Consider the following 19,471-nt stretch of genomic DNA (forward strand, 5'->3'; position numbering starts at 1 on the left):
AAAGAAGCAGACTGGTCGGAGACTACCAGTCTGCTGTCCTGTTATCCTCGCGAAATATATATTTTTCAGCCCAAGGTACTTTTCAGGATATTTGTGACAGTTTCTCAAAATCGTTCTGCTTTCCGCTCCGGCATGCTGGCAATGCTGCCTGTGATTCCCGGAGTTATTCCATTTGCCATGATTTCCGGCATGACTGCACTTGATGCTGGTATGAGCCCTCTCACGGCACAACTGTATTCTGTTTTTGTATTTGCCGGTGCCTCCCAGATTGCCGCAGCACAATTAATTGCCAGTAATGCGGAACCGCTGGTGATTATTCTGACAATCTGGATCATCAATCTGCGCTTTATGATGTATAGCGCGTCTATGTCATCCAAGTTGCCACCAAGCTCAACACCAAAGGCACTTCAAGCTTATGTTATGACAGATCAGTCATTCGCTATTTGCGCAGGGTTGTTTGACCAGAACCAGGTGCCTTATGGAAACCGGGCCATGTTCTATCTCGGCAGCTCGGCAATTATGTGGCTGATATGGCAAATAGCCACAGGGGTGGGCATTGCATTTGGTTCTGTGATCCCGGCGTCATGGTCGCTCGACTTCGGTGTCTGGCTTTGCTTTATCGCCATTATGATTCCGGGTTTGAAGGATTTCCCTGCCATTATTGCTGCACTTGTGGGTGGTTCACTGGCTCTTGCGCTACACGACTTGCCATTCAACCTGGGGCTGGTCATAGCTTCTGTTGTTGGTATCGCCTGTGGCTATCTGGCTGAGAAGAAGTTGTCTTCAAACATACCCGTAGAATCAGACAGTGAAGCCAAGGAGTGTCTTCAATGAGCCTGCCAACCCTGTGGTTTGTTATCCTGGCAGGAGGTTTGGGAACCTTTCTAGCTCGCTATTCGTTCTTTTGGTTATCAGGCCGTAAAGCTCTTCCAGAAGAGTGGGGGCGTATTCTGCGATTTGTTCCTCCGGCAGTACTGGCTGCCCTGATAGTTCCGGGAGTTATTGTTCCGGGGCTGGAAACTGAAAATCCTTTGTTAAATCCACGAGTCATTGCTGCCCTTATCGCAATAGTTATTGCCTGGAAGAGCAGAAATGTTATTGCAACATTTGTGTTCGGAATGGGAACGCTCTGGTTTCTTCAGTACGCAGAGACTTTGCTGTAACTCTCGGGCTCAACAGTACCAATCAGTTCCTCAATAAGCTCCGCAGTTTTCTGCGGGGCTTCAATCATCGGGCCATGACCGACATTATCTAATCGGTGCACGTCAATATCTGGCCGCAGTTTCTCCACAATATCTGCGCCGGATATGTGCATAATTTTATCCTCTTTCCCCCAGATAACTTGCGCCGGAGTATCAACACCGTTCACCAGCTCTTTCAGGCTTTTTGCTCCGGTTTGAATCTCACTGCGGGTTTTCAAAATACCGGTAATTACTTTATCCAGCTGATCAGCATTGCGCATATGTTCCCATGCCAAAAAGCGGTAGCTGCCCCATGGAACCCATGGCTGATTGTGAACAGTCATTCGAGCAACCCGTTCAAATTCACCTGTACTTTGAATATGCAAACTGTTGCGCCCGGTTTGAACCAGCTCTTGCATAAATAGTGTTAGATGGTTCATTTGTGCAGGAACCTGCTCAACTCCCGCAGGTGCTAAAAATGTTGCGCTATCAATACGACCAGGGTTTTCTTTTATAAACCAGCCAACACTGGATGCCCCAACAGAGTGTGCCGCTATATGCACTCGCCCGATATTAAGGCTATCCAGAAAAGTCTTCAGCCAGCGACTGTTACCTTCTACGGTAAAGTCTCGCTCAAGATCACGGCAGCTTTGCCCATGGCCTGGAAGATCAGGAATCAGGAGATGGTAACTTCGGGAAAGATAAGGAACCATCAACAACCATATTTCTTTGCTCACCCCAGCACCATGGAGCAATACCAGCGTTGGCCCCTGACCTTTTTCCAGATAACGAGTGGTGCAGCCATCGGCTGTTATTTCACGGCTGTGAAAACCATAGAAATAAGCAGCGGCAGTTTGCCCGGCAGAATATGTCATGTGAGCAATTTCACCGGGAATCGGCTGAATATGGCTCCAGATATAAAATGCCAGCGCTGACAGCATGGGCTGCTCTCCCAAACAAAAGCAGCCCAGTGTAGTTCAGAGAAATGAGTTACAGGCGGCTGACAAACTTACGGAAGGCTTCACCAACCTGATCGGGAGCTTCAACCATAGGAACATGGCCAATGCCTGGCAGGATAACAGCTTCCAGATTTGGCATGTGCTTTTCCATCACTTCAATACTGGACACATCCAGCACCCGGTCCTCTTCACCCCAGATCACCAGAGAGGGAGTTTCGATAGAAGCCAGCATGCTATTCACATAGCCAGGAGCGCCCATCTGCTCCTGTGAGGCCATCAAATCCGTAAACACTTTATCGTTCATATCTTTACGGGCGATGGCTTTACGCTCCATAACCGCTGTAATAGGCCAGGGCATAAATGGTTTTTCGCTCATCACGAAATCTATCAGTACAGCATAATCACCCGGTTCGCGGGCAATCAGTGGATTCTCACCCTTATCCAGAAGCTGGAAATATTCACTCTTTGTGGGGGAATCGATACCGGCATTATCAAGCAGGGTCAGTGATCTCAGCTTCTCAGGGTGAGCCACGGCAAAGGCCAGACCAATAGCTCCCCCCATGGAATTACCCATGTAATGAACTTTATCGATATCCAGCGTTTCCAGAAGAGTGTTCAGGCGATCAGCCTGAGAAGTGACCAGAAAGTCCAGTTCTGCGCCTTTGTTACTTGTGGCCTGGCTGCTTTCACCATGACCAGCAAGGTCAACGGCAATAATTCGGTAGGTATCTCCCAGTTCACCGGCCAGACGCACCCAGTTGTCTTTATCTGCACCAAAACCATGAATCATAAGAATGGTTTCGCCTTCTGCATTTCCGCCCTGAAGCATGGAGAAATCAATATCGCCGGCACTAGTCTGTGCCGGCTCAAGCCCGGCTCGAGAACGCTCGAAATCCATAGCAGAGTCGAACAAGCTGTCCTGAACGTTTTGACAGCCGGTAAGCAAGACAGTTAAAAATCCCACCAGAAGTAATTGATGCGTTTGCATCATTCCTGACCGCAACACTTTAAACATGGCACACCCCTTCGAATCGTCCAGACCGATTGTCGTCGCTATTGTTGTTATGACTTTTACGGTCAATCCTGCAGGAAAATGGTGGCTGGAATTGCAGACCGAAGCGGTATAATACCCGGATTACCGTTTTTTATAACAGGCACTGCCGTTTTATTATGATGCAAACAGATTCTGCCCAGCGCTTCCTTTTTGAGAATACCGACATTCGTGGCGAGCGTGTGCAGCTTGATAAAAGCCTGCAGGAAGCTTTTGCTCCTCACGCTTATCCAGAAACGATCCGTGTTCTTCTGGGTGAACTGGCCACCGCGGCAGTTTTGCTGAGCACAACTCTGAAGTTTGAAGGAAAGATGACCCTTCAGGCTCGTTCCACCGGCCCGGTTTCCCTGTTAATGGTTGAATGCACAGACAAGCGCTCCTTCCGTGGCGTGGCTCGCTGGAGCGATGAGCAGCTTTCTCCTACTGATGCAGGTCTTCATTCCCTGCTGGAAAATGGTCAGCTGGTTATCACCGTTGATCCAGATAAGGGCAAACGCTATCAGGGTGTTGTTCCTCTGGAAGGTGAAAACCTGGCAGACTGCCTCAGCAGCTACTTCCAGCAGTCTGAACAGTTGCCAACCAAACTGTGGCTGACCTGTGATGGAGAAAAGGCCGCGGGCTTCCTGCTTCAGGCTCTCCCTCATCAGGAAGACAAAGATCTGGCTATGCGTACAGAGCGTTGGGAACATTTCACCGTTCTGGCCGAAACTCTGAAAGATGAAGAAATGCTTGAGCTGTCAACTGAGGAAGTTCTGCATCGCTTGTATCACGAAGAAGACATTCGTCTGTTCGATGGTGAAACCATCAACTATCACTGCAACTGCTCTCGCGAACGTACCGGCAGCGCACTGGTGACTGTAGACCCTGCTGATATTCAAGAGATTCTGGAAGAACAGGGACAGATTGATATGGACTGCCAGTTCTGTAACACCCGCTACACCTTCACCGAAAAAGATATCAGCCAACTATTGGGTACAGATGAAACCCGCCACTGATTTCAGAGATAGGTGACGTTTAATCTGGTGATGTCCCGTGAGTAACCTTCTTGCGGGCCATCACATAGTTTTCCGGAGAGTCTCCCACGCGAAACTGTTCAGTGACTTTGAATCCAACTCTCTCATAAAGTGCGACAGTGGCTAGAAGATTCGTATAGAGAAAACAGGGTAACTCTTTTTTATCCGGAACCTTTAAACTCTCTCGCAGAATCTGTTCCCCAATGCCTTTGCGCTGATGTTCAGGATGAACTGCCAAAAACTGCAGATACCAGAACTCCTCACAATCTGAATAATTCTTCGACTGGCGCTCATTAATTTCCACCAGACAACTTCGCATCTCGTCGATCAAGTATTCAGAGTGCAGTTGCTTTATTTTCTGCTCATCGATTTTGGCTGATGAGTGAAACCATACCGCTACGCCAGAAGCGTCGTCTGTTAGAAAAACACGACCATGACTAAAACCAGGCTCCAGAAGACATTCGCAAAGCTTCGGAAATGCTTCCAGATAAACAGAATAATCCGGGTATAACCATCGAAGAAATGGATCCCCATAATAGGCTGCAACCAGTGTTTCTATTATTTCCGGCTGATCTGCCGGAGTTCCGTTTTTAATGTCCATGCAAGCAAAGGTAGTAATACTTTTTGATTTCTTCCTGCCACTCAGTGAGATAGGCAGCGGCAAAACACAAACTTCCCACCAATCGTCTATTTTTTCATTTCCCAAACAGTTGTCAGGTTCAAATGAAATCAACCGGCTCAACACTTTGGCATGCTTACTCACCTCTGGGAGGTAACCCGTTAAAGGTATGCAGCAGTAAGGGAATCCGGCTGAAGCTGGAAGATGGCCGAACGCTGCTGGACGGAACCATGGGTTGGTGGGCAATGGTGCATGGTTACAGTCATCCTTACGTTGAACAGAAGATGCGTGAGCAATTGGCTGTTTTACCTCATGTACCCATTTTTTCTGAATTAGCTCATGAGCCTGCAGAAAAGCTGGCAACACGGCTCACTGAAATAACACCCGGTTCAATGGAGGCAGTCTTTTTCTCAGAGTCAGGTTCCAGTGCTGTAGAAGTCGCAATGAAAATGGCTTTGCAGTATTGGCAGCTTTCAGGAAAACCAGAGAAAACCAAATTTGCTTCATTTGCTAACGCATTTCATGGCGACACCTTTGGCGCTATGACTTTATGTGGCAATCATCACAAAATTTTTGATCGTTACCGGCATATCGCCCAGCCCGCTTTTTATCTTGATCCTCCTCCCATCGGTGTTCATCGCCCCTTCTCACCGAAAGACCTGGATTCTGCCAGAGCTGTATTCGAACAGAACCACCAGCATATTGCGGCTCTGTTTGTTGAACCTCTGATTCAGGGTTTTGCTGGCCTCAGAATGTACTCACCAGCGTATCTGGCTGCATTACGGGAGCTCTGCGCTGAATACAATATTCTTTTTGTCGCTGACGAAGTGGCTGTGGGATTTGTGAAAACAGGTTCTCTGTTTGCCTGTGATCAGGCCAATATCGAGCCGGACCTTATGTGCCTTGGGAAAACCTTAACCGCCGGCATGATGAGTCTGGGAGCGACTCTGGCTTCTACGAAAGTTACAGAAGCCATCAAAGATGAACCACTTATGCACGGAGCTACTTTTATGGCCAGTGCGCTGGGATGCGCTGCGGGCAATGCCAACCTTGATCTTCTTGAATCTGGAGAATGGAAAAACGAAGTTAAGCGAATATCCGAGCAGATCACTCATGAAATGGCAGATTGCAGTGACTTGCCCGATGTCGCCCTAACCCAGCAAGTGGGATTGCTCTTCTCAGCCACCAAATCCTGTGAAATTCCAGGACCACAGTTTAAACAAATGGCTATAGAAAAGGGCTGTGCCCTTCGCTGCATTGGCAACACAGCCTATTTAGCCATTCCTCTTTATACAGCACCTGAAGATATCAGCTTTCTTGCAGACCAGTTTAAGGCTGTACTCAGCCAGACTTAATACCGAAAACAATCGAGAAAGAGGGGTAAAAAGCCTTTAAGACCAAAGTCTTATGGAACACCAAAGTTCAATACAGGAGTACAGAAAAGTTAATTATGCTCTTCAAAACAAAACTTATTAAAAATAATTTGGAGAGTAGAACAATGATTGGATCAAGGCACCCTATACCCCAAAATCAGCCAATTCGGACTGGTAAAAGCTCTACGCCTCAAAATTCTTCAAAATTGACGCACGAGAAACACTCCGCATATATGAAACGCTCTGGTGCACCTAAAAGCTCCGGACCTCCTGTGACTTCACGCCAGGTATCAGAATCTTCTGAAGTCAGCAATATTTCCCAACCCAGCTTCCAGCCAAACAAACTGACGGCCGGCGATCTTATTGTTTTTGGCAGCAGCAGTGCCTGGGGGCAGACCATGATTAAGGCTTCAGCTCCCGATGAGAACCTGCCAATGGGTCATGTGGGCATGGTATTGGGTAACTCGCTGATGTGCGATGGAAAGGAAGATGATCCCCGAAACATCCTCATATTAACTGCAGAGTGGAATGGTGCCTGTGTACGTACTCTGCAGGAAATCATGTGTCGCTACCGGGAAGAATATGAAAGTGCCTGGGTTCTGAAAATGAACAAACCAATGGACGAATCTACAAGACGGGCAATGCTGGCTGACGCACTGGTCCTTCAAGGAAATACCAGCTCCTACAATGCGCTTGGAGCTCTGCGCGGCCTTCTGAAATTGCTGGGCAAACTGTCTCTACCTCTCCCTGAGGCAAACAAAACTGGTGGCAGCAGTGTTTTCTGTTCCCAGTCAGTAGCTCAGGCTCTCAGTGACACTGGAATTATTCCCGGAGATATTTCCACCCACGAAATTTCAACGGCTAGCCTTGCTTACCTGATTGATGAGAACGGAGACTTTCTGTACAGCGATTCAGCCAGGCATATTCACGATTTCCATCCGGAATACTTTGATGGCGACCCGGAAGAAAACTTTGCAGCACGGGAAACCCGGGTGAACAACGATTATGAGCAGATGAAGAAAATCTTTCTGGTAATGAGTCGCTCACATGGATTTAAAGAAACAAACGCGGCTCTCGGTGAAGACCTTGATCGTGGCTGGGTTGGTAAACCTAGAAATGATGGTGATGAAAGACTGCAAACCCTCTCTCTTTTCGAACGAAACTCAGGTGCAACCCGTTTAAGAAAAAGAGAAAGAGATACTCCGGCCGAAGCACGAAGAAAGCGAAAGATCAGGCAGCGTTCCGGGAGTCCGGTTCGGAGAAACCTTGTTCGTGATACGTATGGCGATCGGGGAACTATGTCCAGCGCCAGCTCTGTTAGCAGTATCAGTTCTGCAGGCAGCGATAATATGTCTGATAATCAACCCCTGAGCGAACTGGAAGGAGCTTTTGCTGGCGGCAGCGCTTTGCAACAACCACCTCTTGGGCTCAAGGGCGCTCGCAGAAGAGGTATTCGCCCCAGATCAACTCTGGTTGTGAAATAACCGATATGTCGTGATCATCGAGTGAAAAGTTCTGACCCTTTAGGGGTCAGGACTCTTCATCGCACGTTGTCTCGCGCTTCAAAACGGTATAAAGAAACTCAAATCTTGTCAGCATCCGATTTAATCGCTCCCAGTCTTTACGTGTTTGGATGACAACTTCTATCGCTAACGTGCTGTTGTTAATTGTCTCTATACAACTTTCTTCTACAGGTTTATTAAACTGCAGAACAGCTTTCATCATCTCAACACTTCGGGAAATAAACGGCAGCCATTCAGAAACTTCCCCCTCCAACTGCCCGTAAAGCCCGTCAAACAGCTGACCATAAAGTTCATCAAAATCAGAATCATTTTTCAGGGAGAAAGCATGCGAAAACTCATTCTTTCCCATAATACTACCTTGAATCTTTCGCGTATAAATGATTTTTACGTCATTCCTGAAACGATTATCATCAAACAGTTCACGGCGTTTTATACGCCCTCTTTCCAAAAAATCTGCAACCGTTTGTCTCCCGCTTTTTCTGACTCTGCGTTTTAACCCTTTTCGAGGTGGCGTATTGAGCGAAACAACATCTTCATAAACAGCAGGAAGACAAGCACTGTCGGAACTGTATGTCGGCTGCCATTCCATCATTTATTCCACTCCAAATCCCTTCACTACACCGGAAGTACAGAAACCAGCCAGAGTAAAGAAAGCTTTAGGAAATATAACTAACTGAACAGAAAGCACAGCGAACACTGTGAACTCGTGACGTCATCAGTATAATCCCTGTCTTTGCCTTACAAGACGCATAGAGAACACTTGATGGAGAGCATCTTTCAGCGTATAGCTTCGGAGCTAAACGTCAGGGAGCCACAGGTTGCCGCAGCGGTTCAACTGCTTGACGAAGGCGCCACAGTTCCTTTTATCGCACGTTACCGAAAAGAGGTAACCAACGGTCTGGATGACACCCAGCTCCGTAACCTGGAAGAGCGCCTGCGTTATATCCGGGAAATGGAAGAGCGCCGCGGCGCTATCCTCAAAAGCATTGAGGAACAAGAAAAGCTGACTCCAGAACTGGAGAAGGCCATTAAAGAGGCAGACACTAAAACCCGCCTTGAAGATCTTTACCTCCCTTACAAACCCAAGCGTCGTACCAAAGGCCAGATTGCGATTGAAGCCGGTCTTGAACCTCTGGCAGACGCGCTTTTCAATGACCCGACTCTGACTCCAGAGACTGAAGCCGCCAAATTTATCGATTCAGAAAAAGGTGTTGAAGACACCAAAACTGCTCTCGACGGTGCCAAGTACATTCTCATGGAACGTTTCAGCGAAGATGCTGATCTGCTGGGTCGTCTCCGTGATTTCCTCTGGGAAGAGGGCATCATGTCCAGCCGTGTGATGGCTGGCAAAGAGAAAGAAGCATCCAAGTTCCAGGACTACTTCGAACATGATGAACCACTGAAAGGTGTTCCTTCTCACCGTGCTCTGGCAATTTTCCGCGGTCGTAACTCTGGCCTGCTTCAAGCATCTGTGATTATCGAAGGTGCTGAAGATCGCACAGTCACTCACCCTTGTGAGCTGATGGTTGCCGAACACTGGAAACTGGAAGACCAAAGCCGTGCAGCCGACAAGTGGCTGAAAGATACCGTACGCTGGACCTGGCGTGTGAAGCTTCTTCCTCATCTGGAAACAGAACTGATGGGTCGTATTCGCGATACTGCAGAAGAAGAAGCTATCAAAGTATTCTCCAAAAACCTGAGCGACCTGTTGCTGGCTGCACCTGCCGGCCCCCGCGCGACTCTGGGTCTTGATCCTGGCCTGCGTACCGGTGTGAAAGTTGCTGTAACAGACTCAACCGGTAAGCTGGTTGATTACACCACTATCTTCCCTCACGTTCCTCACAACAAGTGGACAGAATCTCTGGGCACTATTGCCAAGCTGGTTCTGAAGCATGGTGTTGAACTGATCGCTATCGGTAACGGTACTGCCTCCCGTGAAACTGATCGTTTTGCTGCTGAAGTTATCAAGCAGTTCCCGAAACTGAATCTGTCCAAGATTGTGGTTAGCGAAGCCGGAGCTTCTGTTTACTCTGCATCCGAACTGGCCGCCAAAGAATTCCCGGATCTGGACGTATCCTTCCGTGGAGCAGCTTCTATCGCCCGTCGTCTGCAGGACCCTCTGGCCGAACTGGTAAAGATTGATCCAAAGGCTATCGGTGTCGGTCAGTACCAGCACGATGTGAGCCAGACTCATCTAGCGCGCAGCCTGGAAAGTGTTGTGGAAGACTGTGTAAACGCCGTAGGCGTTGATGTGAACACGGCTTCCAGCGCACTTCTGACCCGCGTTTCTGGCCTGAACGCCACTATTGCGCAAAACATTGTGAACTTCCGCGATGAGAACGGCGCATTCGGCAACCGTGATACTCTGAAGAAAGTTTCCCGTCTTGGGGACAAGACTTTCGAACAGTGTGCCGGCTTCCTGCGGGTTATGAATGGTGATAACCCACTGGACAGCTCTGCGGTTCACCCGGAAGCCTATCCGGTTGTGGAAAGCATTGCGGCACGTTTTGAACGTGATGTTCGCGGACTTATCGGCGACACCACTTTCCTGCGTAGCGTAAAAGCAGCTGAATTTACTGACGAGAAATTTGGTCTGCCCACCGTGACTGACATTATCAAGGAACTGGACAAACCAGGCCGTGACCCACGTCCTGAATTCAAAACTGCCAAGTTCCAGGAAGGCGTTGAAGATATCAAAGATCTTAAGCTCAACATGGAGCTGGAAGGTGTGATCAGCAACGTTACCAACTTTGGGGCGTTTGTGGATATCGGCGTTCACCAGGATGGTCTGGTTCACATTTCCGCGCTTTCCAACAAGTTCGTGAAAGATCCACGGGAAGTTGTAAAAGCAGGTGACGTTGTTCGGGTTAAGGTTCTGGAAGTGGATGTAGAGCGTCGTCGTATCGCGCTGACCATGCGCATGTCTGACGATGCCAACGCTCAACCTGGCGATGCCAAGTCTGCTGACAACCGCAAGCCTCGCAATGATCGTCGCTCCAACCATAACGGTGGCAACGACAATCGTCGTCAGGCTCCCCGTGGCGGCCAAAAGCCCAGAGGAAACCAGGGCGGCAACAAACCTGCTCAGGGTGGCGCAACCTTTGCTGACCTGTTTGCTAATGCCAAGAAGCTTCGCAAGTAAACTCTTACCTGCGTAACTTTTTCTATTACCGGTAGCCTGAAAAGGTTGCCGGTAATTTTTCGAATCTGTGTCGTCTTTTCTCAGTCTTCCCCGTCTTATATCTCATATCGCTCTATCAGAACGCACTGCCTTTGCGATTGAACAAAGCCAAGGTTATAGTGCTCTGATTGTCTGCGCCCACGTTTTGGCTCGCATGAAATGCTAGGAAAGACCTTGTCATTTTGCATGCAGCCGAATACCACACAAAAGGTTTCATCTTGTCAGCCAGATTTTCGGAACGTCTCCAGGTCCTTTCAGAAGGAGACAATCGTGCCTGTCTTAACCAGATTCAACATGGCATTGAGAAAGAAGGCCTTCGGGTTACCCCACAGCAAAAGCTGTCACAAACGGCGCACCCTGAGCAGCTTGGCTCCGCACTGACTCATCCATACATAACTACCGATTACTCAGAAGCACTGCTTGAGTTTATTACCCCGGTTTATCGGGACGCTGCGGATGCTCTGGATTTCCTTAGCCAGCTGCATACAGAAACACTGAACAATATGCCGGAAGGGGAAATCATCTGGACCACCAGCATGCCTCCCGTTCTTGAAGGCGATGACCAGATTCCCGTGGCTTATTACGGTACGTCCAACACCGGAAAAATGAAACATGTTTACCGGTTAGGTCTGGCGCATCGCTACGGCAAAGCCATGCAAACCATCGCTGGTATCCATTACAACTTTTCTTTAAGTGAAGAGTTCTGGTCTTTGATGCAGAAGGCAGATAAAACAGATTCTCTTCCAGCCATGGATTATCAATCCACTGGCTACTTCGCCATGATTCGCAACTTCCGCCGTTACGCGTGGCTGCTGTCTTACCTGTTTGGCGCATCTCCAGCTCTCGATAAAAGCTTTTTGTATGGCGGTGATGGTCACGGGCTGGACGAGCTGGATAAAGATACGCTGTATCTCCCATGGGCAACCTCTCTGCGCATGAGTGACCTGGGTTACACCAGTGATGCTCAATCCAGCCTGCCAATCTGCTACAACACGCTGGACAATTATGTGAACAGTCTCTGGAAGGCTATTCACATGCCGTACGCACCTTACGAGAAGATTGGTACCGGTCCGAATGGTGAGTACCGTCAGTTGAGCAGCAATCTGCTGCAGATTGAAAACGAGTACTACAGCACGATTCGACCTAAGCGCGTGACTCGCGCAGGAGAAAAGCCGGTTGTTGCCCTGAAAGAACGGGGGGTTGAATATATTGAAGTGCGCAGCCTGGATATCAATCCACTGATGCCTTTAGGTATTGACCTGAACCAGTCCCTGTTTATGGATACCTTCCTGCTGTTCTGTGCCTTGCAGGACAGCCCGGAGATTTCCGACCAGGAATGCCTCGATATCACCAGCAACTTTACCTTAAGCGTGCGAGAAGGTCGTAAGCCTGGTCTTCAGTTTAAAGATGGCGACCGTTCAAGAGAGCTTGTTGAATGGGCTGCCGAGATGTTTGAATTGATGATGCCGATCGCCAGACTTCTGGATCAGGCCAATAATACCGATGCGTATTCCAAGAGCCTGAATATAGAAAGTAACAAACTCCGTGATGTCAGCCTGACACCTTCAGCTATGATTCTTGTGGAATTACAAAAGGGTAAGACATTCCGGGAATATTCTCTGGAACAGTCTGTTAAGCATGCAGAATCTTTCCGAAATAATTCCCTGCATCCGGAAAGGGTGATGTATTTCACTGAAATTGCTGAACAATCCCATAAAGATCAGGCCAGCAAGGAAGAAGCTGACACAGTGGACTTTGAAACCTTCCTGCAGGAATATTTCTCTGCGGAAGAGATTTCAGTCTGATATACCCTGTACATAATTAAGCGATAAAAATCAGGGGAGGAACAACCTCCCCAACGAAGTGCTTCCAATCTGGCAGAGCGTATGGAAGCATTTCAAAAAGAATTCTAACTGCGCATGCTGCACCTTCATGCGGCCATGCCCTGATAAGGATTTAAACAACAGCATGGTTATTCCAGAGTCACGACTACTCCACTTTCTGGCATTTCTCGTTTCTGCAGGTTTGATTGGCGGTGCATTCTTCTTTGAATACATCATGGAACTTGAGCCGTGTCCGCTGTGCATGTCGCAACGTATTGTTGTTCTGGCGATTGGTTTAACAGCTCTTATCGCAGCGATTCATAACCCACAGAGCACAGGGCGACGCAGATACGGTTCGGTAATTCTTTTGCTGGCCATTGCTGGTGCCGGGCTTGCTATTCGCCAGCTCTACCTGCAAAGCCTTCCCGCAGGTCAGGCTCCCGCCTGTATGCCAAGCCTCGATTACCTTGTGGATGTTCTGCCGATTATGGAACTCCTCTCGGTCATGCTGAGTGGTACTGGTGACTGTGCTGAAGTGCAATGGGTATTCCTTGGTTTGACTATCCCAGGATGGACGCTGGTGTGCTTTATTGCTTATTTCCTCTTTGGGCTTCTGGAACTTCTTCGCAAACATCATCTTTACCGCTGATGTAGATACCTGCCATCATAACGTCGCCCGAGCCCTAGGCTCGGACAACTTCTTTCAGTGGCAGATATAAGTTCGTTATGCGTGGTCTGTTTATTCTTCTGTTTTTTCAGGTGCTTGGTGAAGCTGGCAGCAGTCTGCTGGGTTTACCTCTACCAGGACCAGTACTGGGCATGCTGCTACTGTTCGGAGCCCTGTGCGTTGTAAAAACTGTTCCAAGCGACCTCCAGTCTTCCAGTGATACTCTGATCGCAAGCCTTGGAATGCTGTTAATTCCCGCAGCAACGGGTTTTGGCTATTACCTTGTAAAGATACAAGGCCAGATCCTGCCCATAGCAGTTGCCGCATCTGCTGGAACAGTTATAGCGATCATTTTCACTGGGCTACTTATGAACAAGCTTATTCGGGAAGAGAGGGAGAATCATGATGATTGATCTTCCCCCGAAGTTAATGACACTTCTCAGTAGCCCACTTTTTGCAATAACTCTGACGGCTGGCAGCTTTATTGGTGGGCAGAAGATTTACAAAGCATGCAAGAACTTCCCTCTTTTTCACCCAGTAGTTATAGCTGTACTTATAGTCACAGCGTATCTCCAGCTCACAGGTATCAGCTATGAACGGTACCGAAGTGATACGGAAATTCTTAGCCTGCTACTAGGTACAGCAACTGTTGCTCTGGCTGTTCCCTTGTATCAGCAGCTGCACCTGATACGTTCCCATGCAAAGCCATTGCTCATCACTCTTGTGGCAGGAGCAATCTTTGCACCAGCCGTTGCTCTTTTGCTGGCCTGGATATCTGGAGGAAGTGAACATACGCTCCTCTCATTAGCAGCCAAGTCTGTAACAACTCCAATTGCTATTGCAGTTACAGAAGGGCTCGGAGGCATCCCAGCGATTGCTGCAGGAACAGTTATTCTGGTGGGAATAATTGGGTCAATTGTTGCCTTGCCGATTTTAGATTTACTGAAAATCCGCAGCAGAGTTGTGCGTGGATTCACTCTGGGATTAACGTCACATGCCGTAGGAACAGCAAGAGCTTTCGAAAGTGACCCTGTCACGGGTGCTTTTTCCAGCCTTGGGCTTGCACTGACCGGAGCTATTACCGCAATTGCCGCGCCACTAATCTGGCATCTTATTCAGGCTCTGTAAGTTACTCAGCTTCTATAAGGAAAGCCCGCGGCTTAATGCGTAATCAGAGAGCGCAAGAATATGACTGAGAAACGTATTCTCGACCTGTGGTGAAGCGAAGTGGATTTGTCTGGAAGAAATGTACTCATCAACGGTTTCACCAACCAGCAGTGAAAGGCAAAATGCTTTCAATGCTTCATCCGCTACATCGTCGTGAGACACGATTCGGGCTGAGATGACTGGTACAGGTTCCATCATAAAGACCCCGAACTGAGTGAGCTGAGCGTGTTAAACGACACTCGTCATAATATTTAGCTATCTGGCTAATCAAGTATAGGCGGCAATAATTGTTTGCCTCTGTGAAAACTACTTAAACACCCAAACCAGTGTTTTCACATATTATGGCCTGGGTACTTACCGGCTTTTTGCCACCATGAAAAAGAACTCTGTCACATACAAATACAGAACGATCGTTTTCTTATATTTACTCCACCCCCTGAAAACTCCTAATATGAGCAGGTCAAAATCTTTCTCTGTGAGATGTTAAGTATGTCCATTGAATCCCTGAGCCAGCTAGAATCAAAAATTCAAAGTGCGATTGAAACAATTGGTATTTATCGTCTGGAACTGGACGAGCTGCGTGAAGCCAAAAGCAAGCTGGAACAGGAAAACACCGACCTGCGCAACGAACTGAAATCCTGGTCTGAAAAAGTCGGTGCACTGCTGGGCCGTCTGGACAGCGTTCAGGAAGAAAACGTTTAATCCGTTTTTACTTCCGACTTATACGACAAAGGCTACCCGAAGGTAGCCTTTGTCGATTTTGAAGAAGGCGGATTAATCTTCTACTGCTTTCTTGCCCGCCATAGACAGCATCAAACCAACTATGCCAGGAAGCAGCCATCCCAGACTTTCGTCGTGTAATGGCAACACGGAGAGAGAGCCTTCAGAAATAACCTTTGCCCACTCGACACCACTTGCAGCAAGACCATCAATAAGACCCACCACAAATACCGGGAACAGAGTCATCATGTAAGTACGGGGCGGATTTTTCAGGTAACCACGAACCAGAGCCAGAAGAATCAGGCAGATTGCTACTGGATAGATAATAAGCAGCGCAGGAATCGTGAGATCCAGAAGTTCATTCAACCCAACATTGGCAATTAATGCGCTGACCAGTGTGCAGAGAATGACAAAACCACGGTAGCCCAGAACTGGCAGCGTTTCGCTGAAATACTCACCACAGGCAGTCATCAAACCTACAGAGGTTGTCAGGCATGCCAGAGAGATAGAGGCGCCCAGCAAAAACATCCCCCATTGACCATAAAGCTGGTAGATATAACTGGTTAAAATATCTGCTCCATTTTCTGCTCCAGGCACAACTGTGTGACTTGTAGCGCCAAGATAAGCCAGCGTTACGTACACAGCACACAGGCCAACCGCAGCAATAACACCTGCGGTAATCGTATAGCGAGTCAGTTCAGCACTATCAGAAACGCCGCGTTCACGCAGAGCAGTGATGATTACAATACCGAATGCCAGTGAGGCCAGCGTATCCATAGTCTGGTAACCCTGCTGGAATCCCCAGGAAAAAGCACTGTCTTCCAGAGTTGGAGCAACATTTCCTGCAGGTCCAAGAGGGAAGAACACCACACCAACAGCAATAGACAGGAGAACCAATACCAGCATTGGGGTAATCACTTTGCCGATATTATCTATCAGACGACCCGGAAACAGAGAAAGCCAGAGGGTAATTGCAAAGAAGACCGCACTGTAAATCATCTGGCCGTTGTCATAGCCTTCAAAGATATCAGCGACACTCATCTCCCAGGCCACAATAGCTGTACGTGGCGCGGCAAAGAGAGGCCCTATAGCTAGGTACAGAACCAGCCCCACAACGATGGAAACCCACTTGGGAAGATCGCGAGTGAAGTTGCTCAGACCACCGCCAAGGCGGGCTGCAGCTATGACACCCAGTAGAGGCAGACCAACACCTGTGAGAAGAAAACCAATTATTGCCACAACCAGGTCAGGCCCGGCAATTTGTCCCAGATAGGGAGGAAAAATCATATTACCTGCGCCAAGAAAGAGCGCAAATGTCATCAGGCCAATTGCAATAACATCGGTAGACTTGATGGAAGAAGACAAAAATAAGCCCCTTAACGTGCTGTAGCAGCGATTTCTCGAAAAAAACAATTCATGTGAAATAGTGAGCGCGTTATCAAAAGGTTCCCTGTGATGAGGGTTCCTTATCTTATTATGGCTGGATTAACCATTTGTCAGCATTACGCCCTTTTGAGGTAAAGAATTCTGACACTGATAAAGCATATCCATATATGGCACATGGATAGAAAACCATCAATCCACACTTACACCTACAAACAAATACATTTAAAGAGCTTTTTCTGGCAACAAGGGACGAGTACCAGAAAAAGCTCCAAAAGCATTTATTCATTTAATCGCATGATTTCTTCTTCCATAGCCTCCAATTCTTCTGAAGATTGCAGCCAGTTTTCTTCTGTAGCTGCGGAAGCTTTTTTCAATGCAGCCTGTTCATCCAGAAGCTTTTTCAGCTCAGCTTTGGCTGACTCTTCATAGAGAGAGGTGTCCATCAGCCTTTCTTCAACCTTTTCAAGAGAGGCCTGTTGTTTTTCCATTTCCTGTTCAAGCTTGGCGACATTCTTGCGATAGGGTCGAAGTTTTTCCCTCAGTTCAGCCTCAAGCCTTTTACGGGCTTTTTTGTCCTGAGCGGACATGCCACCTTTCTGAGAAGTACCAGCTTCAGCATCGACAGCCCCTGCGACCTCCTCGCGCTTTTGTTTAGCCAGCCAGGCAGCATAACCGTCCAAATCGCCGTCGTACTGCTGCACAGCCCCATCATGTACAAGATAGAGATCGTTAACGGTATAACGCAGCAGGTGGCGATCGTGGGATACCAGTACCATTGCTCCATCAAACTCCTGCAGAGCCATGGTGAGAGCGTGACGCATTTCCAGATCTAAATGGTTGGTAGGTTCGTCCAACAGCAGCAGGTTTGGTTTCTGCCAGGCAATTATTGCCAGAGCCAATCGCGCCTGTTCACCACCTGAGAACGATCCAACATTTTCATCAACCTTGTCCCCATGAAAACCAAAGGAACCAAGAAAATCCCGAATACGTTGTTCTCGCTCATCGGGAGATAATCGCTGGATATGGATCGCTGGAGTTGCGTTCTGGTCCAAGGATTCCAATTGATGCTGGGCAAAATAGCCTATACGAAGATGTTCTCCCCGCTGCTCTTCACCGGAAATCTTCTCAAGTTGCGCGGCCAGTGTTTTTACCAGAGTAGATTTGCCGGCTCCATTTGGCCCCAGTAAACCAATGCTGTCACCCGGCTGAAGATTCAGGGTGACATTTTTCAACAGCGCCGAATCATAGCCTAAAGAGGCCTGGCGTAACGAAATCAGAGGAGAAGAAAGCTTATCGGAAACAGGGAAACTAAATTTAAAAGGAGAATCTGCATGAACCGGGGCAACCATATCCATGCGGGACAACGCCTTGATTCGGCTCTGAGCCTGACGCGCCTTGGTGGCCTTGGCCCGAAAGCGCTCAATAAAGCGAGTCAGACGTTCCTGTTCCCTTACCTGACGTTCATGAACAGCCTGCTGCTGAGCAAGGCGTTCTGAACGAATACGCTCAAAGGCGGTGTAGTTACCACGGTAAAGAGCGATGTTCTGCTTTTCGATATGAGCGATATGCTCAACCACATTATCGAGAAAGTCTCTGTCGTGGGAGATTAACAGTAATGTCCCCGGATAACGCTTCAGCCACTCTTCCAGCCAGAGGATGGCATCCATATCCAGGTGGTTGGTTGGCTCATCCAACAGCAGAAGATCGGAAGGGCACATTAGAGTGCGGGCAAGGTTTAAACGCATTCTCCAGCCACCGGAGAAATCGCTTACATTCGTGCTTACCTGATCCTGTCGGAAACCAAGACCATGCATAAGCTGTTCAGCGCGGGAACGTGCGGTATAGCCATGGTGAGCATCAAAATCTGCATGAAGACGCGCCAGAGCATGGTCATCACCTTTTTGCTCAGCGGATGCTAGTTCGCGTTCAATACGCCGCAGTTCATGGTCACCATCCAGCACATATTCCACTGCGGCCTGCTGAAGTGCCTCCACCTCCTGAGCCATATGGGCAAGCCGCCAGCCCGATGGTATGGAAAATTCACCGGTATCGGCATGTATCCGTCCCTGAATTAATGAAAATAAAGAGGATTTACCGGAACCATTTACACCGGTAAGACCGACTTTCTGCCCTGGATGAATGACAAGATCGCTGTCTGACAGCAGAACCTTACCACCACGCAATAAACTGACTTGAGATAACCTGATCATGGGGCGGATTTTAGGCTTTACGGGCGGGTATTCCTACCGGCGGGAAGTGCTTTCTGAAATAAATAACGGGGCTTTGTAGCCCCGTTATGAATCTGTTAACTGTGTAACAGATATTACCGACGCTTAGCCGCTCTCTTAACTGGCTTGCGCTTAGCAGCTGCCTTTTTAGCAGTCTTACGAACTGCTGGCTTACGCTTAGAGGTTGCCTTCTTGGCAGTCTTGCGAGCTGCTGGCTTACGCTTGGCGGTTGCCTTCTTGGCAGTCTTGCGAGCTGCTGGCTTGCGCTTGGCGGTTGCCTTCTTCGCAGTCTTGCGAGCTGCTGGCTTACGCTTGGCGGTTGCCTTCTTGGCAGTCTTGCGAGCTGCCGGCTTACGCTTGGCGGTTGCCTTCTTGGCAGTCTTGCGAGCTGCTGGCTTACGCTTAGCGGTTGCCTTCTTGGCAGTCTTGCGAGCTGCTGGCTTACGCTTAGCGGTTGCCTTCTTGGCAGTCTTGCGAGCTGCTGGCTTACGCTTGGCGGTTGCCTTCTTCGCAGTCTTGCGAGCTGCTGGCTTACGCTTAGCGGTAGTCTTCTTCGCAGTCTTGCGAGCTGCTGGCTTAC

Annotated in this window: 19 protein-coding genes; 11 read left to right on the forward strand and 8 right to left on the reverse strand. The window is 48.5% G+C overall.

Going from position 1 to position 19,471, the window contains the following annotated elements:
* Positions 1-93 precede the first annotated feature (93 nt).
* Entirely contained in the window at positions 94-834 is a 741-nt protein-coding gene (locus ACY2RR_RS23970; protein WP_490110729.1) for an AzlC family ABC transporter permease, read from the forward strand.
* A complete protein-coding gene (locus tag ACY2RR_RS23975; protein WP_490110730.1) occupies positions 831-1,163 on the forward strand; it encodes an AzlD domain-containing protein in 333 nt (110 codons plus the stop codon). Before ACY2RR_RS23970 ends, ACY2RR_RS23975 begins: the two co-directional genes overlap by 4 nt.
* Here ACY2RR_RS23975 and ACY2RR_RS23980 read toward each other — a convergent pair.
* Together ACY2RR_RS23980 and ACY2RR_RS23985 are read right to left on the reverse strand one after the other, a co-directional pair.
* Positions 1,139-2,122, reverse strand: a complete 984-nt coding sequence (locus tag ACY2RR_RS23980) for an alpha/beta fold hydrolase (RefSeq protein WP_490110731.1) — start codon at positions 2,120-2,122, stop codon at positions 1,139-1,141. The two genes, ACY2RR_RS23975 and ACY2RR_RS23980, sit on opposite strands and share 25 nt — an antisense overlap.
* A gap of 49 nt (positions 2,123-2,171) precedes the next feature.
* On the reverse strand, positions 2,172-3,155 hold the full coding sequence (locus tag ACY2RR_RS23985) for an alpha/beta fold hydrolase (protein WP_490110732.1): 984 nt from the start codon (positions 3,153-3,155) through the stop codon (positions 2,172-2,174).
* A 155-nt stretch (positions 3,156-3,310) separates the two neighbouring features.
* Here ACY2RR_RS23985 and hslO point away from each other — a divergent pair, with 155 nt between their 5' ends.
* Complete coding sequence (gene hslO, locus ACY2RR_RS23990) at positions 3,311-4,186, forward strand: Hsp33 family molecular chaperone HslO (protein ID WP_490110733.1); 876 nt, start codon at positions 3,311-3,313, stop codon at positions 4,184-4,186.
* 19 nt (positions 4,187-4,205) lie between these two features.
* On the opposite strand, the gene ACY2RR_RS23995 is transcribed toward hslO, so the two are convergent.
* Complete coding sequence (locus ACY2RR_RS23995) at positions 4,206-4,805, reverse strand: GNAT family N-acetyltransferase (protein WP_490110734.1); 600 nt, start codon at positions 4,803-4,805, stop codon at positions 4,206-4,208.
* 122 nt (positions 4,806-4,927) lie between these two features.
* Between ACY2RR_RS23995 and bioA the strand changes: the two genes are divergently transcribed.
* The gene (bioA, locus tag ACY2RR_RS24000; RefSeq protein WP_490110735.1) at positions 4,928-6,178 is read left to right on the forward strand and encodes an adenosylmethionine--8-amino-7-oxononanoate transaminase; all 1,251 of its coding nucleotides are present in this window, start codon (positions 4,928-4,930) and stop codon (positions 6,176-6,178) included.
* Positions 6,179-6,429: 251 nt separating this feature from the next.
* Positions 6,430-7,680, forward strand: coding sequence for a hypothetical protein (locus ACY2RR_RS24005; RefSeq protein ID WP_490110736.1), 1,251 nt, complete (start codon positions 6,430-6,432; stop codon positions 7,678-7,680).
* Positions 7,681-7,726: 46 nt separating this feature from the next.
* Here the strand turns inward: ACY2RR_RS24005 and ACY2RR_RS24010 are convergent, their stop codons facing one another.
* Entirely contained in the window at positions 7,727-8,311 is a 585-nt protein-coding gene (locus ACY2RR_RS24010) for a hypothetical protein (RefSeq protein WP_490110737.1), read from the reverse strand.
* A 171-nt stretch (positions 8,312-8,482) separates the two neighbouring features.
* Here ACY2RR_RS24010 and ACY2RR_RS24015 point away from each other — a divergent pair, with 171 nt between their 5' ends.
* The 5 genes from ACY2RR_RS24015 (at position 8,483) to ACY2RR_RS24035 (ending at position 14,518) form a co-directional block, all read left to right on the forward strand.
* Entirely contained in the window at positions 8,483-10,861 is a 2,379-nt protein-coding gene (locus tag ACY2RR_RS24015) for a Tex family protein (protein ID WP_490110738.1), read from the forward strand.
* A gap of 257 nt (positions 10,862-11,118) precedes the next feature.
* Positions 11,119-12,705 (forward strand): glutamate--cysteine ligase, encoded by a 1,587-nt coding sequence (gene gshA, locus ACY2RR_RS24020; protein WP_490110739.1) that lies wholly within the window; start codon positions 11,119-11,121, stop codon positions 12,703-12,705.
* 127 nt (positions 12,706-12,832) lie between these two features.
* Positions 12,833-13,372 carry a disulfide bond formation protein B gene (locus ACY2RR_RS24025; protein WP_490110740.1) on the forward strand — a complete coding sequence of 180 codons (540 nt, stop codon included), beginning with the start codon at positions 12,833-12,835 and terminating at the stop codon, positions 13,370-13,372.
* 77 nt (positions 13,373-13,449) lie between these two features.
* Positions 13,450-13,803 (forward strand): CidA/LrgA family protein, encoded by a 354-nt coding sequence (locus ACY2RR_RS24030; protein WP_490110741.1) that lies wholly within the window; start codon positions 13,450-13,452, stop codon positions 13,801-13,803.
* Complete coding sequence (locus tag ACY2RR_RS24035; protein ID WP_490110742.1) at positions 13,793-14,518, forward strand: LrgB family protein; 726 nt, start codon at positions 13,793-13,795, stop codon at positions 14,516-14,518. Before ACY2RR_RS24030 ends, ACY2RR_RS24035 begins: the two co-directional genes overlap by 11 nt.
* 12 nt (positions 14,519-14,530) lie before the next feature.
* Here ACY2RR_RS24035 and ACY2RR_RS24040 read toward each other — a convergent pair whose 3' ends face one another.
* On the reverse strand, positions 14,531-14,755 hold the full coding sequence (locus ACY2RR_RS24040; protein ID WP_490110743.1) for a hypothetical protein: 225 nt from the start codon (positions 14,753-14,755) through the stop codon (positions 14,531-14,533).
* A gap of 291 nt (positions 14,756-15,046) precedes the next feature.
* Between ACY2RR_RS24040 and ACY2RR_RS24045 the strand changes: the two genes are divergently transcribed.
* Positions 15,047-15,259, forward strand: a complete 213-nt coding sequence (locus tag ACY2RR_RS24045) for a cell division protein ZapB (protein ID WP_281649057.1) — start codon at positions 15,047-15,049, stop codon at positions 15,257-15,259.
* Positions 15,260-15,331: 72 nt separating this feature from the next.
* On the opposite strand, the gene brnQ is transcribed toward ACY2RR_RS24045, so the two are convergent.
* The 3 genes from brnQ to ACY2RR_RS24060 all read right to left on the reverse strand — a co-directional run.
* Positions 15,332-16,642, reverse strand: coding sequence for a branched-chain amino acid transport system II carrier protein (brnQ, locus tag ACY2RR_RS24050; protein ID WP_490110744.1), 1,311 nt, complete (start codon positions 16,640-16,642; stop codon positions 15,332-15,334).
* Positions 16,643-16,941: 299 nt separating this feature from the next.
* The gene (locus ACY2RR_RS24055; RefSeq protein WP_490110745.1) at positions 16,942-18,873 is read right to left on the reverse strand and encodes an ATP-binding cassette domain-containing protein; all 1,932 of its coding nucleotides are present in this window, start codon (positions 18,871-18,873) and stop codon (positions 16,942-16,944) included.
* 113 nt (positions 18,874-18,986) lie between these two features.
* On the reverse strand, positions 18,987-19,471 hold a 485-nt coding region (locus tag ACY2RR_RS24060), incomplete at its 5' end, for a hypothetical protein (RefSeq protein ID WP_490110746.1).

It is taken from the genome of Parendozoicomonas sp. 2304DJ65-17 (assembly GCF_058148445.1).

Bases quoted from the DNA above. Each gene is read 5' to 3' on its own strand.
- ACY2RR_RS23975 (WP_490110730.1), top strand. From the start codon at position 831: ATGAGCCTGCCAACCCTGTGGTTTGTTATCCTGGCAGGAGGTTTGGGA.
- ACY2RR_RS23980 (WP_490110731.1), bottom strand. From the start codon at position 2,122: ATGCTGTCAGCGCTGGCATTTTATATCTGGAGCCATATTCAGCCGATT.
- ACY2RR_RS23985 (WP_490110732.1), bottom strand. From the start codon at position 3,155: ATGTTTAAAGTGTTGCGGTCAGGAATGATGCAAACGCATCAATTACTT.
- hslO (WP_490110733.1), top strand. From the start codon at position 3,311: ATGATGCAAACAGATTCTGCCCAGCGCTTCCTTTTTGAGAATACCGAC.
- ACY2RR_RS23995 (WP_490110734.1), bottom strand. From the start codon at position 4,805: ATGGACATTAAAAACGGAACTCCGGCAGATCAGCCGGAAATAATAGAA.
- bioA (WP_490110735.1), top strand. From the start codon at position 4,928: ATGAAATCAACCGGCTCAACACTTTGGCATGCTTACTCACCTCTGGGA.
- ACY2RR_RS24005 (WP_490110736.1), top strand. From the start codon at position 6,430: ATGAAACGCTCTGGTGCACCTAAAAGCTCCGGACCTCCTGTGACTTCA.
- ACY2RR_RS24010 (WP_490110737.1), bottom strand. From the start codon at position 8,311: ATGATGGAATGGCAGCCGACATACAGTTCCGACAGTGCTTGTCTTCCT.
- ACY2RR_RS24015 (WP_490110738.1), top strand. From the start codon at position 8,483: ATGGAGAGCATCTTTCAGCGTATAGCTTCGGAGCTAAACGTCAGGGAG.
- ACY2RR_RS24025 (WP_490110740.1), top strand. From the start codon at position 12,833: ATGCGGCCATGCCCTGATAAGGATTTAAACAACAGCATGGTTATTCCA.
- ACY2RR_RS24030 (WP_490110741.1), top strand. From the start codon at position 13,450: ATGCGTGGTCTGTTTATTCTTCTGTTTTTTCAGGTGCTTGGTGAAGCT.
- ACY2RR_RS24035 (WP_490110742.1), top strand. From the start codon at position 13,793: ATGATGATTGATCTTCCCCCGAAGTTAATGACACTTCTCAGTAGCCCA.
- ACY2RR_RS24040 (WP_490110743.1), bottom strand. From the start codon at position 14,755: ATGATGGAACCTGTACCAGTCATCTCAGCCCGAATCGTGTCTCACGAC.
- ACY2RR_RS24045 (WP_281649057.1), top strand. From the start codon at position 15,047: ATGTCCATTGAATCCCTGAGCCAGCTAGAATCAAAAATTCAAAGTGCG.
- ACY2RR_RS24055 (WP_490110745.1), bottom strand. From the start codon at position 18,873: ATGATCAGGTTATCTCAAGTCAGTTTATTGCGTGGTGGTAAGGTTCTG.